The organism is Ruegeria sp. BB7 (assembly GCF_056539365.1).
On the sequence record NZ_JBQFUV010000004.1, the window covers coordinates 132,659 to 146,202 of the forward strand.

Sequence of the window (13,544 nt, forward strand, 5' to 3'; positions counted from 1 at the left end):
AATTAACCGCAGATTCATGAATTTGCCCTGAAATTTGACCCTGACAGGCGACGTGAAGGGATGGATCAGGACATGCGGGACGTAAAACAGGCGGACGTGCCCGAGGGTACCGATAGCCCGCTGGGCGCAGCTATCGCATCCCGAGATGCCTCCACGGTTCAGATGGCGACCGAAGCCGTGAAACACAAGCAATGCAAACTGGCCTTTCAGCCCGTCATGCAAGCCCAACCGCCGTTTGGCGTGGCGTTCTATGAAGGGTTCATTCGGGTTCTGGACGAAACCGGGCGGGTAATACCCGCACGGGATTTCATGCCCCAGCTCGAAAATACACCTATTGGCCGCGATCTTGATTGTGTCGCGCTTGAGATGGGGCTTAGGACGCTTGCTAGAAATCCGGAAATCCGGCTATCCATCAACATGTCCGCCCGTTCGATCGGATATGCCCGGTATTCACGGGTGCTGGAGCGGTTTCTTAAGAAAGATGCCAACCTGGGCGAACGCCTGATCCTTGAGATATCTGAAAGCTCGGCCATGACTGTACCCGAGCTTGTCGTCGATTTCATGGACCGGCTACAACCGCGCGGTATCGCTTTTGCGCTGGACGATTTCGGTGCCAGCAATTTCAGTTTCCGCCATTTTCGAGAGTTTTTGTTCGACGCCGCCAAAGTCGATGGTCAGTTCGTGCGCGGCATCAGCACCAACCCCGACAATCAAGCGCTGGTCCGGGCACTGATCGCCGTGGCGCGGGAGTTTGAAATTCTCGTGACCGCCGAATCGGTCGAAACCAGGGAAGATGCCGAATTTCTTGTGGCCAATGGTGTGGACTGTTTGCAGGGGTTTCTGTTCGGCGCTCCAACAGTCTCGGCCCCCTGGACAAGAGAAAACACCAAAAAAACAGGCAGCTAAGCGCAAAATTTCCGCCTCCTCTCCTCCTGAGACAAGCTGACCGTTGCTGCAATTGCAGCATTACGCTATGCCATGAGCAGCTGGAGCGGGGAATAGGGGGCGCTCTCGTTCACAGAGGCATTGACTCTGCGTTCTGCGCCGCTACCGCTCCTACAGGACCTTGATGGTAAAGGATTGTCTAAATGACCAACGTAGTAATCGCATCCGCAGCTCGAACCGGTGTCGGCAGTTTTGGCGGCTCGTTTGCAAACACACCCGCACATGATCTGGGTGCCGCCGTTCTAGAAGCCGTCGTGGAGCGCGCCGGTGTCGAAAAAGGTGAGGTCAGCGAAACCATCATGGGTCAGGTCCTGACCGCCGCTCAGGGCCAGAACCCGGCGCGTCAGGCGCATATCAATGCCGGTCTGCCGCAAGAAAGCGCGGCCTGGGGCATCAACCAGGTCTGCGGCTCGGGCCTGCGTGCCGTGGCACTGGGTGCTCAGCACATCCAGCTGGGCGATGCCGAGATCGTTGCCGCTGGTGGTCAGGAAAACATGACACTTTCGCCCCATGCTGCCGCCCTGCGCGCTGGTCACAAGATGGGTGACATGAAATACATCGACACGATGATCCGCGACGGTCTGTGGGATGCGTTCAACGGCTACCACATGGGTCAGACCGCTGAGAACGTCGCCGAGAAATGGCAGATCAGCCGTGAAACGCAGGACGCATTCGCGGTCGCATCGCAGAACAAGGCCGAAGCAGCCCAAAAAGCTGGCAAATTCGCCGACGAGATCGTGCCTTTCACCATCAAAACCCGCAAGGGCGACATCGTGATGGATAAGGATGAATACATCCGTCACGGCGCAACAATGGATGCAATGGCTAAACTGCGCCCGGCCTTCACCAAGGACGGCTCGGTCACGGCCGCCAACGCTTCGGGCCTGAACGACGGTGCTGCTGCGACCTTGCTAATGTCGGCCGAAAACGCCGAAAAGCGCGGGATTGAGCCTCTGGCCCGTATCGCATCTTATGCGACCGCCGGTCTGGACCCGTCGATCATGGGCGTCGGCCCGATCTACGCCTCGCGCAAGGCGCTGGAAAAGGCAGGTTGGTCGGTTGACGATCTGGATCTGGTCGAAGCCAACGAAGCCTTTGCCGCGCAAGCCTGCGCTGTGAACAAAGACATGGGTTGGGACCCTTCGATCGTGAACGTGAACGGTGGCGCGATTGCCATCGGCCACCCGATCGGCGCCTCCGGCTGCCGCGTCCTGAACACGCTGCTGTTCGAAATGAAACGCCGCGACGCGAAGAAGGGTCTGGCGACTCTCTGCATCGGCGGCGGCATGGGTGTTGCCCTCTGCGTGGAGCGCGACTAAGCGCTTTGCCTGCTAAACATAAAGGGCGTCCGTTGGGCGCCCTTTTTTGTTACACACGGGCATCACCCATTAGATGCGACAATATCGCCGATCAGAAAGACAAATACGACGACGAAACGATATTGCGCAGCAATCTCTCTCAGAGTAACAGAATTACCAAGCAGATTTAATTGGAGGACTCCTCAATGGCACGTACAGCACTCGTCACCGGCGGCTCCCGCGGCATCGGCGCATCAATTTCCAAGGCGCTCAAGGCCGAAGGTTACAACGTTGCAGCCACTTATGCTGGGAACGATGAAGCGGCGGCAAAATTCACCGAGGAAACCGGTATCGCCACCTACAAATGGAACGTGGCGGATTATGACGAATCCAAAGCAGGCATCGAAAAAGTCGAAGCCGAAGTTGGCCCCATCGACATTGTAGTCGCGAATGCAGGTATCACGCGCGATGCACCGTTCCACAAGATGACTCCGGAACAGTGGCATCAGGTGATCGACACAAACCTGACCGGCGTCTTCAACACCGTGCACCCTGTCTGGGCTGGCATGCGCGAGCGCAAGTTTGGCCGTGTGATCGTCATCAGCTCGATCAACGGTCAGAAAGGTCAGTTCGCGCAGGTGAACTATGCCGCGACGAAAGCGGGCGACCTGGGCATCGTAAAATCCCTGGCGCAGGAAGGCGCGCGCGCGGGTATAACCGCTAACGCGATCTGCCCCGGCTATATCGCAACTGAGATGGTGATGGCCGTTCCTGAGAAGGTCCGTGACTCGATCATCAGCCAGATTCCGGCTGGCCGCCTGGGTGAGCCAGAAGAAATCGCACGCTGCGTCGCGTTCCTGGCGTCTGATGATTCTCAGTTCATCAACGGTTCGACAATTTCGGCCAACGGCGCACAGTTCTTCGTCTGATCCGAAAACCGAAATGAATACGGGCCGGTCCTATTGGACCGGCCCTTTTTTATCCCGTAAGAACGCGCGCGCTGCGTTCAGCGGGAACCAAATAACCAGTAGAAGGCCTGTGCGATCGCCTTGCTACGCTCGGCATGCGCCCGCTGAAAGGCAAGGGCGGCCGCCGGATTTGTCGTCGCCTCGATCATGGCAACACTCCTTTCACATCAGCTTTGTTTGACTTTAATCCAACATGCACCCTATGAATTAATTCGACAAACGAGCTTTGTCGGAACTTCAGTTAAGTATATCTTGTGCATCAATGAGCGATTATCTTCCCCCTCTGACTGCGTTGCGCGCTTTTGATGCCGCCGCACGGCATATGTCCTTCGCTAAGGCGGCTGAGGAACTGCACGTCACCCCGGCGGCGCTGTCCTTTCAGATCAAATCGCTGGAGGAACATCTGGGTCGGCCCCTGTTTCGCCGCCTCAACAGGGCGGTGGAACTGACCGAGGCAGGGCGAATGCTGGCCCCTGGCGCAGCCGATGGGTTTGCTACGTTACACACGGCCTGGAGAGCGGTTCGAAAACTTCAGGACAGCACGAACCTGACAGTAACTGCCGGCCCCGCCCTGACCGCGAAATGGCTGGCCCCGCGCCTGTACGAGTTTGCGCGGTCACACCCCGAGATTGATCTGCGTTTCTCGGCCACGCTGCGAAAAATGGATTTGGAGCGAGACGACGTAGACGTCGCGATTCGTTTTGGCGAAGGTGAGGATGAAGGTCTGTATTCAGTACCGGTGCGCAAGGAATGGCTAACTCCGGTCATGATCCCGGAAATGGCCGCTCAATTCCCAACACCTGAAAGCCTGAAAGAAGCCCCACTGATCCACGATGACTCCATCAGCTTTCTGAAACCACCCTGCGACTGGCCGATGTGGTTTCGCGCAGTTGGAATCGACTTCACGCCCACTCACGGCGCGCATTTTTCCAATGCGGATCATGCCATTGATGCAGCAGTGGCCGGTGTCGGGGTTGTTCTGGGCCGCCGCCCCATGATCCTTAAGGACATCTCAGAAGGGCGGTTGGTTGCGCCTTTCAAAACCGCAATCGAAACCCGTGCCCGTTTCCGTTTTGTATGCCTGAAAGGGGCCGAGGAACGCCCTCAGGTCGCCGCCTTTCGCGATTGGTTTTTGGCCGAAATCGAAAAAACCGCACATATCTCCGACGAGTTCGAGATCATCCCCGTCGAAGAGGTCGCTCTGAAATGACCAGAACGCGCGCGACTGCTGTCGGGTTTATCGCCGTCCTCTTATGGTCCCTGCTGGCATTGTTTACGGTCGGATCTACGCCCACCCCACCATTGTTGTTGAATACGATCTGTTTTTCGATCGGGGGTGCTCTGGGCCTGATCTGGACATGGGCAAGCGGCGGGCTGGGCCAATTGCGCGCTGTACGCTGGACCACCTACGCTTTCGGTACAGTCGGATTGTTTGGCTATCACGCACTTTATTTTTCGGCGCTGCGCATGGCACCGGCTGCCGAAGCTGGGTTAATCGCCTATCTCTGGCCGCTGCTGATCGTATTGTTCTCAGGATTGTTACCCGGAGAGCACTTGCGAATTGGGCATCTGTTCGGCGCTTGCCTGGGCTTTGCCGGGGCCGCTGTGATCATCGCAGGTGGTGGCACCGGGTTTCAAGCCGCCCATCTACCGGGATATGGGTTGGCGCTGCTCTGCGCACTTACATGGTCAGGCTATTCGGTCCTGTCACGACGGCTGGGCAAAACACCGACAAGTTCGGTTGCCGTATTCTGTATCGCCACTGCCATCGCCTCGGGCATGCTGCATCTAATGCTTGAGGACACAGTCTTTCCTGACAGCGCCTTCGGCTGGGCCTCAGTGGCTGCACTCGGGCTGGGGCCCGTGGGGCTGGCGTTCTACGTCTGGGATATCGGGGTCAAGCAGGGTGACATTCAGATTCTGGGCACGGCATCCTATGCAGCACCCTTGCTGTCTACCTTGGCTTTGGTTGTGGCCGGGATCGCCGCCCCGACTTGGGGTCTGGCGATCGCGGCTGTTTTAATCACTGGCGGCGCGGCCATTGCCGCGCGGGCCAGTATGCGTCGCTAGTTGGACAGGCGCTCGATCTCTTCTTTCAGCTTGAGCTTCTGCTTTTTGAGTTGAGCTATATGGAGATCGTCGATGCCAGGCGAGCGTTGGGCTTGTTCAACTTCAAGACCGAGGTTTTCGTGCTTTTTCTTCAGTTCGGTCAGGTGTGCGCTCACGCTCATGGCGATACTCCTTTGTTGGTGTCTGAGTTTCACGTAAGAAGTTGATCACATCGTTTCCACCCTGTCACGCTGCATACGCACAGAATCTGCAATAAATCCGACAAATTCGGCTGGTTAATGCCTATTGCCCGGAAAACACGGGCAGCGCGGCCCCATTCCGCAGCACATCCGAAACCTGAGTCGTATAACTGTCACCGTCTTTCTCATGCCGTTCACCCGCATGCAAAATCAGCGGTGCGTGCATTCGAAACGCGGCCTTTCCACCCTTTCTGGCACGCAGAATCACCAATTCCGCAGTGCGATCAAGACGCGCTGCCAGCGGCAGCACTTCGACCGAACCCAAACGTCCGGCACAACCTGCCAGCATATCAGGCAAACGATCTGCCTTTTGAACCATGTGCAGATACCCTCGGGGCGCGAGGCGTTTGGCTGCCGTATCGAACCAGATATCAAGCGGTGTCCCTTCTCCCAATGCGATACTACGCCCCTGATCGTTGGCAGAACTATGCGCCCCAGCGCGGTAATAGGGCGGATTGGCGATGACATGGTCGAATTGGCGCTGTTTCAGCTCTGCCGGAAGGGCACTGAGGTCAGCCTCGACCACCTCAAGCGAGGCGTCGTTTTCGATCGCGTTCCGGCGGGCCAGATCGGCATAGGCAGGCTGCAGTTCAACGCCCACACCGTGCGCCCCCGGAACGCGCGCAAGAAGGCACAGGATTGCCGCCCCTGCCCCGCAACCCAGTTCCAGCACAGTATGACCACGTGTCGCCGGGACAGCCGCCGCAAGCAATACCGGATCCACCCCTGCACGATAACCCGAACGCGGCTGCCAAAGGCGCACACGCCCGCTCAGAAAATCATTGCAGGTCAGATCGCTATCGGAAAACAGGCTCATCGGCCCAGCGGGATATCATTGTCGCGCATTACCCGTTCAGCACGGATCAAATCATCCGCGCGCACCATCAGACGGCGCGGGAAAATTCCGATGCCCCCCTCGAGGATGCTCATATTTACGTCCATCTGAAAGCAGTCTATATCCTCACCCTCAAGAAGGGCTGAAGCAAAGGCCAGGATCGTTGGATCGGTGCTACGCAAAAGTTCTTTCATGGGGATGGATGTAAAGGCAAGGTACGCGGAAAGTCGAGCCTTGTATCAGGAGTGTGATGGATACCGACACGATCACGAAACCGCATGAGCGGCTGGCAGAACTTCTGGCCGACGAAATGGACGCGGTCAATGAGCTGATCCGTACGCGCATGGCTTCTGAGCACGCGCCACGTATTCCCGAGGTCACTGCACATCTGGTTGAAGCGGGCGGCAAACGCTTGCGACCGATGCTGACATTGGCTGCGGCGCGGTTGATGGGATACTCGGGCGACCATCACATCCGTTTGGCGGCAACTGTCGAATTCATTCACACCGCGACCCTATTGCATGACGATGTGGTGGACGAAAGCGGCCAGCGGCGTGGCCGGCCCACGGCCAACCTGTTGTGGGACAACAAATCCAGCGTTCTGGTAGGCGATTACCTGTTTTCCCGCAGCTTCCAATTGATGGTTGAAACCGGATCGTTACGTGTTCTGGACATTCTGGCCAACGCCTCAGCCACCATTGCCGAAGGCGAAGTGCTGCAGATGACTGCCGCCACAGACCTTCGCACTGACGAAGCGATTTACCTGCAGGTCGTGCGCGGTAAAACCGCTGCTCTGTTTTCAGCTGCAACCGAAGTTGGTGGGGTGATCGCCGGGGCGTCCGAAGAACAGGTCAAAGCGCTGTTCGATTACGGCGACGCTTTGGGGATAGCATTCCAGATTGCCGATGACCTGCTGGATTATCAGGGCGACAGCAAAGCAACCGGCAAGAATGTCGGCGATGATTTCCGCGAGCGGAAGCTGACTCTGCCGGTGATCAAGGCCGTGGCACAAGCAACCCCGGAAGAGCATGCCTTTTGGGAGCGCACGATTGGCCGGGGCCGTCAGGAAGAGGGTGATTTGGACCTGGCGCTAAACTTGATGAACAAGTATGGCACGCTTGAGGCGACACGGTCTGACGCCCTCGGCTGGGCTGCCAAGGCCAAAGATGCTCTGAATGCCCTACCCGATCACGAAATCCGCACCTTGCTGCGTGATCTGGCCGATTACGTGGTCTCGCGTCTCAATTAAGCCGCGTCGCGCGGCACCACCAACCGGGATGAGCTGCGCCGATCTCATAAGCCGCAAAATGCGCATCTTTCATTGTGGGATAGAGCGCAAAACAGGTTGAGCCAGAGCCCGACATGCGGGTCAAAAGGGAATGCTTGGTTTCGGCAAGATCGCCAAGCACTCGCTCTACTTCAGGGGCCAGCCGTGTCGTTGGCGGTTCCAGGTCGTTTCGTTGGCTCTGCAACCAAGTGGCACAATCTTCAACTGTTTGAAATTCAGGAACAACCTCGGGCATGGGAGGGTTTTCCCGACTGCCCAGAGATGAAAACACTGCCCCCGTCGGCACTTCCACGCCCGGATTGACCAGCAGGGCCGGCAGTTGCGGAAGTTCGACCGACGTTAGCTGCTCACCAATGCCGCGCATCCGGGTCGAACCCGCTTGCATGCATACCGGCACATCCGCGCCCAAAGACAGTGCTGTATCCAGTGGGACCAAATCATCCTGACCCACCGCCACTCGCAAGGTCGCGGCCGCGTCGGACGATCCGCCGCCAATACCGCCGCCATGGGGCAGGACTTTGTTCAGATCAATATGTCCGGTCCAGCCCGCAGCCTCGGCCGCTTTCCAAACCAGATTGTGGCTGTCTGTAGGAACACCTGCTGCATGTTCACCGGTGACAGAGATCGACAAAGCGGGCCCGGGTGAAAACTCCAACGTGTCGCCCACATCCGCAAATACCACCAACGAGTCCAGCAGGTGATATCCGTCTGCCCGTTGGCCGGTCACATGCAGGGTCAAATTGATCTTGGCGGGCGCAAACGCCTTAGTTGCCATTGGCAACCTTCAGCGGTTCCGCGCCTTCGTCAGCCAATACAGCGTCCAACCCGATTTCCAGTTTGCTTCGGATGCGCTCGGGGTCGGCTTCGCTATCGGTGTCCTCGGGGTCGATGAATGACAGGGCGCGTTTCCACTGGAACTCGGCCTCGCGCGCGCGACCCACGGCCCAGTAGACATCACCCAGATGGTCGTTCACCACCGGATCGACCGGCATCAGCTCGACCGCGCGTTCCATATGCTCTACCGCTTCGTGATACCGGCCCAGACGGAACAGAACCCAGCCCAGACTATCGACGATATAACCGCTGTCGGGGCGCGCAGCGACGGCGCGTTCAATCATCTCAAGCGCCTCATCCAACTTCTCGCGCCGCTCGACGAGCGAATAGCCCAAATAGTTCAAAACCTGCGGCTGGTCCGGGTTCAACTCAAGCGCACGACGGAAGTCAGACTCGGCCTGATCCCATTGCTTCAAACGCTCGTGCGAGATTCCACGGGCATAATACAGAAACCAGTTCGCGCCTGAATTACCCTCGGTCAGTTCAATGGCGCGATCATAAGATGCAACCGCGCTTTTGTATTCCTCTTCCTGTCGTTGCAGGTCTGCCAACGCGACATGAACGCTGGGCAGGCCAGGGTTTTGAGCGGCCAGAGTCTGCAACACTTCGGCTGCCGCATCCTTTTTTCCTGAGCGGCTAAGAACCTCGGCCCGGCCCAGCTCGGCCGCGTGGTAATCGCTGCTGTCGGCGGGCACCATGCGATAGGCTTCTACCGCCAAACCATGTTGCCCCAACGCATCCAGCAGGTTGGCGCTCAGCAGAATTGCGTCCACGTGATCAGGGCGCAAGAACACGGCTGTACGGACATAGAGCAAAACGTAATTCTGCGCCGCTTCATTGCTCAGGGCTGCGCCGACCGAAAAGAACACCTCGGCCATACCGTCCTTCGCCGATTGTACATGGGTGAACGGCAGAGTCTCACCAGCCGTCAGCCGCGCCACATAGCCTTCGATCGAGGGATCGCTGCCAGCGGCAAAAACTTCCTCAACGAACTGCAGCGCGTCTGAATTGCGGTCCAACTGCGACAAGACCTCAGTCCGGGCCAAGGCTGCACGGCGGGAAAAGCGGGCGACAGCACCGTTATGCGCCGTGAAAACCTGCTCAGCACCTTCAAAATCGCCGACCGAGGCCAGAGCCAAAGCTTTGTGGTAAAGGGCGAATTCCCGCAAGCCATCCTGCGTTGCAACCTCGTCAAATGCCTCCATCGCGCGTGTCATTGCGCCTTGGCCAATGTATGCCCAGCCTTGCATCAACCCATCGACCAACGGCCCCACACCTTGAAGTTCAGGGGCGCGACTCAACAACTCTTCAAGTTGACCTTCAGATGCGAGATTTGCGGTGATCACGATCCGCGCGGCTTGGCTGTTCAGCCCGGCTTGTTCGATCGACTGAGCTATCGGCAGTGCACGCTCCAACTCGCCAAGCGACAGGCGGGCGACAACGACGCTTTCCAGCAAAGCGGCATTTTCGGGATCAGCTTTCAGGGCCTGCGCATAGTATTTCTCGGCCGCAGTATAGTCGTTCTCGTAAATCGCCTGACGGCCGGCCAAATAGGCGCCGGACCCTGTATCCGCCTGAGTCGGAAGCACAAATGACGAGGTGAACAGCGCGGCCAATACCGCGCGACGAACCAGAGAAGTCACCAAAATCCTGCCTTGCTATTGTTGACTGCTCAACAAGCTAGGGCTTTGGCTGGCAAGAGGCAATGGCAGAGCCTTCACGACCCTGCCAATACCCGGATTTTTGCTTACATGTTAGGATAGTTCGGGCCATCCCCACCCTGCGGTGTAGTCCATGTGATGTTCTGGCTGGGATCCTTGATATCGCAGGTCTTGCAATGGACACAGTTCTGGAAGTTGATCACGAACCGCGGTTCACCATCCTCCTCAACCAGTTCATAAACACCCGCCGGGCAATAGCGCTGCGCAGGTTCGTCGAACTTAGGCATGTTTACACCGACCGGGATCGATGGGTCGGCCAGCTTCAGGTGGCAAGGCTGGCTTTCCTCGTGGTTGGTCGCAGCAAAGGACACGTTGGTCAGACGATCAAATGACAGCGTCCCATCCGGCTTGGGATAGTCGATGGGCTCGTGCTTGCTGGCCTCTTCGGTCGATTCCGCGTCGTTCTTGCCGTGACCCAATGTACCCAACAGCGAGAAGCCCAGTGTGTTGGTCCACATGTCCATGCCGCCCAACATCAACGAGGCAGTCAGGCCGTATTTCGACCACAGCGGCTTGACGTTGCGCACTTTTTTCAGGTCAGCGCCGATGGCGCCTTCACGCACATCTGTTTCGTATGCGGTCAGCTCATCACCCGAACGCTCGGCCTTGATCGCATCATAGGCGGCCTCGGCAGCGGCTTTGCCCGACAACATCGCGTTGTGGTTACCCTTGATACGCGGCACGTTGACCATACCCGCCGAACAACCCAGCAGCGCCACACCCGGCGCGACCAGTTTCGGCATCGACTGATAGCCACCTTCGGTGATCGCCCGTGCGCCGTAGGCCACGCGCTTGCCGCCTTTCAGCAGCTCGGCAACCATCGGGTGGTGCTTGAAGCGCTGGAATTCCATGTAGGGGTACAGGTAAGGGTTCTTGTAGTTCAGGTGGACTACGAACCCGACATAGACCTGATTGTTTTCAAGATGATAGATAAACGACCCGCCACCTGCGTTGCTGCCCAGGGGCCAGCCCATCGTGTGCGTGACCGAGCCTTCCTTGTGCTTGGCCGGGTCGATCTCCCAGATTTCTTTCATGCCGACGCCGTATTTTTGCGGCTCTTTGCCGGCAGACAGATCGTATTTGGCGATGACTTCCTTGGACAGCGAGCCGCGCACGCCCTCCGACAGGAAGACATATTTGCCGTGCAGTTCCATGCCCGGTTCCGTGTTGGGACCATAGGAACCGTCAGCTTCAAGACCAAAGACACCAGCCACAACGCCTTTGACCTCACCGTTGTCGCCATAGACCAGCTCGGAACAGGCCATGCCGGGGAAGATTTCTACGCCTAGTTCTTCGGCTTGTTCGGCCATCCAGCGGCAGACATTACCCATCGAGACGATGTAGTTACCGTGGTTGTTCATCAGCGGCGGCATCGGGAAGTTGGGGATCCGGATCTTGCCCGCTTCACCCAGCATATAGAAATTGTCTTCGTTGACCGGCGTGTTTAGCGGCGCGCCTTTTTCCTTCCAGTCGGGGATCAGAGCATCCAGACCGCAGGGGTCCAGCACCGCGCCCGACAGGATATGCGCACCAACTTCTGAACCCTTTTCCAGAACCACGACATTCAGGTCGGCATCCAGCTGTTTCAGACGGATGGCCGCCGACAGGCCCGCGGGGCCTGCGCCCACAATCACCACGTCGTATTCCATCGCTTCGCGTTCAATCTCGGCCATCGCGGGCTCCTTAGCTAACTTTCCGAATTGGCGCTTTCACTGCGTGGTCTGCGCAATATTGTTTCACGGCTGATTACATGTTCTGAAAGACCTTGGTCAATCAAAACACGGCGTAACATTGCTGCAATGCGGCAGTTATGCCTCGGGAGCGTCCCCCATAAGGTACCTGGGACCGCTACCATAGGTTTTGGCACGGTCATCCGGGTTGTAAAGGGCACATTTCGGCAGGCTCAGACAGCCGCAGCCGATGCAGCCATCCAGATTGTCGCGCAATCGCGTCAGGGTAGCGATTCGCTGATCCAGATGGGCGCGCAATCCGACGCTGATATCCTTCCAGTCCTGCGGCGTTGGCGTGCGGTTTCCGGGCAACCCAGACAACACATCGCGGATTTCCGGAAGGGACAGGCCAAATTGTTGCGCTATCATGACGAAGCTCAGCCGCCGGATATCTGCGCGCTGATACCGCCGCTGGCCGCCTGCGTTACGCCAAGGAGCGATCAGGCCCTGCGCCTCGTAATACCGAATGGCGGAAACAGCCAACCCGGTACGCCGGGCCAATGCGCCAATTGCCAACCCTTCAGAAATGGCCATGATTTTCCTCACAACTACCTTGACCTCAAGTTAGGTTTAGAAATTATGGTGAGTCGCGACACGCCTCAAGACTGAAAAGGAGATCCCATGATGGCGACGCTTGAACATACCAATTTTACCGTCCGCGACCCGCAAGCATCGGCTGCGTGGATGCACAAGGTTTTTGGCTGGAAAACCCGCTGGGAAGGCCCGGCGATTGCAGGCGGATATACGGTGCATGTGGGCAGCCAGCATACCTATCTCGCGCTCTACGCGCCCAGCGATCCAAAACTGTCTGAAGAAAGTAGCTATGACATTGTCGGTGGGCTGAATCATGTGGGTGTTCTGGTCGAAGATATCGACGCAACCGAGCAGAAAGTGATCGCTGCAGGGTTCACTCCAAAATCACATGCGGATTACGAACCCGGCAAACGGTTCTATTTCAACGATGACAATGACATCGAGTTCGAAGTGATTAGTTACAACTAGGCCGTATTCCGCGCGTTGCACGGCCAATCCCTCTTGCATTTCACGCTTCATTTGGGTCAGGTAATCAGCAACCCATCAAATCGCCCCGACGCTGGTTCCATGCGGCGGGGCGCATCACTTTCTGCGTGGACGACAAGAACATGGAAAAAATTCCAATGACGCCTACGGGCAATGCCGCGCTTGCGGCAGAGCTGAAGAACCTGAAATCGGTTGAGCGCCCTGCGATCATCGAAGCGATCGCAACCGCCCGTGAACTTGGTGACCTGAAGGAAAACGCCGAGTATCATTCGGCCCGTGAAAAACAGGGCTTTATCGAAGGTCGGATCAAAGAGCTGGAAGGCATTCTGTCGCTGGCCGATGTGATCGACCCGGCCAAGCTGTCGGGCGCGATCAAGTTCGGCGCCAAGGTTACTCTGGTCGACGAAGACACCGACGAAGAAAAGACCTGGCAGATCGTGGGTGAGTATGAGGCCAATATTGAAAATGGCCTGCTGAACATAAAATCCCCCATCGCCCGCGCCCTGATCGGTAAGGACGAAGGTGACAGTGTCGAGGTACGTACCCCCGGTGGGGTACGATCCTATGAAGTTCTGAGTATCGAGTACGCCTGATCG

General features: G+C 57.5%; 15 protein-coding genes. 8 read left to right on the forward strand and 7 right to left on the reverse strand.

All coding sequences use genetic code 11. The annotated features are described in order from the left end of the window. The first annotated feature begins 72 nt into the window (after positions 1-72). The 5 genes from ACR0D7_RS09870 (at position 73) to yddG (ending at position 5,281) form a co-directional block, all read left to right on the forward strand. Complete coding sequence (locus ACR0D7_RS09870; protein ID WP_480678865.1) at positions 73-906, forward strand: EAL domain-containing protein; 834 nt, start codon at positions 73-75, stop codon at positions 904-906. Between the two features lie 182 nt (positions 907-1,088). Continuing rightward, positions 1,089-2,264: an acetyl-CoA C-acetyltransferase gene (locus tag ACR0D7_RS09875; RefSeq protein WP_480678866.1), complete on the forward strand. Its 1,176-nt coding sequence runs from the start codon at positions 1,089-1,091 to the stop codon at positions 2,262-2,264. 185 nt (positions 2,265-2,449) lie between these two features. After that, positions 2,450-3,172 (forward strand): acetoacetyl-CoA reductase, encoded by a 723-nt coding sequence (phbB, locus tag ACR0D7_RS09880; RefSeq protein ID WP_170385726.1) that lies wholly within the window; start codon positions 2,450-2,452, stop codon positions 3,170-3,172. Between the two features lie 301 nt (positions 3,173-3,473). Then, positions 3,474-4,421, forward strand: coding sequence for a transcriptional regulator GcvA (locus tag ACR0D7_RS09885; RefSeq protein ID WP_480678867.1), 948 nt, complete (start codon positions 3,474-3,476; stop codon positions 4,419-4,421). Then, a complete protein-coding gene (yddG, locus tag ACR0D7_RS09890; RefSeq protein WP_480678868.1) occupies positions 4,418-5,281 on the forward strand; it encodes an aromatic amino acid exporter YddG in 864 nt (287 codons plus the stop codon). Before ACR0D7_RS09885 ends, yddG begins: the two co-directional genes overlap by 4 nt. Here yddG and ACR0D7_RS09895 read toward each other — a convergent pair. The 3 genes from ACR0D7_RS09895 to ACR0D7_RS09905 all read right to left on the reverse strand — a co-directional run bounded on the left by ACR0D7_RS09895 (position 5,278) and on the right by ACR0D7_RS09905 (position 6,549). Beyond that, the gene (locus tag ACR0D7_RS09895) at positions 5,278-5,442 is read right to left on the reverse strand and encodes a YdcH family protein (RefSeq protein ID WP_170742008.1); all 165 of its coding nucleotides are present in this window, start codon (positions 5,440-5,442) and stop codon (positions 5,278-5,280) included. The two genes, yddG and ACR0D7_RS09895, sit on opposite strands and share 4 nt — an antisense overlap. Before the next feature lie 121 nt (positions 5,443-5,563). Then, positions 5,564-6,337: a tRNA1(Val) (adenine(37)-N6)-methyltransferase gene (locus ACR0D7_RS09900; protein WP_480678869.1), complete on the reverse strand. Its 774-nt coding sequence runs from the start codon at positions 6,335-6,337 to the stop codon at positions 5,564-5,566. Further along, entirely contained in the window at positions 6,334-6,549 is a 216-nt protein-coding gene (locus ACR0D7_RS09905) for a putative signal transducing protein (protein WP_170327214.1), read from the reverse strand. Before ACR0D7_RS09905 ends, ACR0D7_RS09900 begins: the two co-directional genes overlap by 4 nt. A 56-nt stretch (positions 6,550-6,605) precedes the next feature. Between ACR0D7_RS09905 and ACR0D7_RS09910 the strand changes: the two genes are divergently transcribed. Next, on the forward strand, positions 6,606-7,604 hold the full coding sequence (locus tag ACR0D7_RS09910) for a polyprenyl synthetase family protein (RefSeq protein WP_480678870.1): 999 nt from the start codon (positions 6,606-6,608) through the stop codon (positions 7,602-7,604). Here the strand turns inward: ACR0D7_RS09910 and ACR0D7_RS09915 are convergent. The 4 genes from ACR0D7_RS09915 to soxR form a co-directional block, all read right to left on the reverse strand. Continuing rightward, positions 7,597-8,418, reverse strand: coding sequence for a 4-(cytidine 5'-diphospho)-2-C-methyl-D-erythritol kinase (locus tag ACR0D7_RS09915; protein WP_480678871.1), 822 nt, complete (start codon positions 8,416-8,418; stop codon positions 7,597-7,599). The genes ACR0D7_RS09910 and ACR0D7_RS09915 overlap by 8 nt on opposite strands. Beyond that, positions 8,408-10,123, reverse strand: a complete 1,716-nt coding sequence (locus ACR0D7_RS09920; protein ID WP_480678872.1) for a tetratricopeptide repeat protein — start codon at positions 10,121-10,123, stop codon at positions 8,408-8,410. Before ACR0D7_RS09920 ends, ACR0D7_RS09915 begins: the two co-directional genes overlap by 11 nt. A 101-nt stretch (positions 10,124-10,224) precedes the next feature. Next, positions 10,225-11,871 carry an electron transfer flavoprotein-ubiquinone oxidoreductase gene (locus ACR0D7_RS09925; RefSeq protein ID WP_170573802.1) on the reverse strand — a complete coding sequence of 549 codons (1,647 nt, stop codon included), beginning with the start codon at positions 11,869-11,871 and terminating at the stop codon, positions 10,225-10,227. A 135-nt stretch (positions 11,872-12,006) separates the two neighbouring features. Then, on the reverse strand, positions 12,007-12,462 hold the full coding sequence (gene soxR / locus ACR0D7_RS09930; RefSeq protein WP_480678873.1) for a redox-sensitive transcriptional activator SoxR: 456 nt from the start codon (positions 12,460-12,462) through the stop codon (positions 12,007-12,009). Positions 12,463-12,549: 87 nt separating this feature from the next. Between soxR and ACR0D7_RS09935 the strand changes: the two genes are divergently transcribed. Continuing rightward, complete coding sequence (locus tag ACR0D7_RS09935; protein ID WP_480678874.1) at positions 12,550-12,930, forward strand: VOC family protein; 381 nt, start codon at positions 12,550-12,552, stop codon at positions 12,928-12,930. 140 nt (positions 12,931-13,070) lie between these two features. Further along, a complete protein-coding gene (greA, locus tag ACR0D7_RS09940) occupies positions 13,071-13,541 on the forward strand; it encodes a transcription elongation factor GreA (RefSeq protein ID WP_058282071.1) in 471 nt (156 codons plus the stop codon). Positions 13,542-13,544 lie beyond the last annotated feature (3 nt).

Coding starts and splice junctions, on each gene's coding strand:
- ACR0D7_RS09870 (WP_480678865.1), top strand. CDS start 73: ATGCGGGACGTAAAACAGGCGGACGTGCCCGAGGGTACCGATAGCCCG.
- ACR0D7_RS09875 (WP_480678866.1), top strand. CDS start 1,089: ATGACCAACGTAGTAATCGCATCCGCAGCTCGAACCGGTGTCGGCAGT.
- phbB (WP_170385726.1), top strand. CDS start 2,450: ATGGCACGTACAGCACTCGTCACCGGCGGCTCCCGCGGCATCGGCGCA.
- ACR0D7_RS09885 (WP_480678867.1), top strand. CDS start 3,474: ATGAGCGATTATCTTCCCCCTCTGACTGCGTTGCGCGCTTTTGATGCC.
- yddG (WP_480678868.1), top strand. CDS start 4,418: ATGACCAGAACGCGCGCGACTGCTGTCGGGTTTATCGCCGTCCTCTTA.
- ACR0D7_RS09895 (WP_170742008.1), bottom strand. CDS start 5,442: ATGAGCGTGAGCGCACACCTGACCGAACTGAAGAAAAAGCACGAAAAC.
- ACR0D7_RS09900 (WP_480678869.1), bottom strand. CDS start 6,337: ATGAGCCTGTTTTCCGATAGCGATCTGACCTGCAATGATTTTCTGAGC.
- ACR0D7_RS09905 (WP_170327214.1), bottom strand. CDS start 6,549: ATGAAAGAACTTTTGCGTAGCACCGATCCAACGATCCTGGCCTTTGCT.
- ACR0D7_RS09910 (WP_480678870.1), top strand. CDS start 6,606: ATGGATACCGACACGATCACGAAACCGCATGAGCGGCTGGCAGAACTT.
- ACR0D7_RS09915 (WP_480678871.1), bottom strand. CDS start 8,418: ATGGCAACTAAGGCGTTTGCGCCCGCCAAGATCAATTTGACCCTGCAT.
- ACR0D7_RS09925 (WP_170573802.1), bottom strand. CDS start 11,871: ATGGCCGAGATTGAACGCGAAGCGATGGAATACGACGTGGTGATTGTG.
- soxR (WP_480678873.1), bottom strand. CDS start 12,462: ATGGCCATTTCTGAAGGGTTGGCAATTGGCGCATTGGCCCGGCGTACC.
- ACR0D7_RS09935 (WP_480678874.1), top strand. CDS start 12,550: ATGATGGCGACGCTTGAACATACCAATTTTACCGTCCGCGACCCGCAA.
- greA (WP_058282071.1), top strand. CDS start 13,071: ATGGAAAAAATTCCAATGACGCCTACGGGCAATGCCGCGCTTGCGGCA.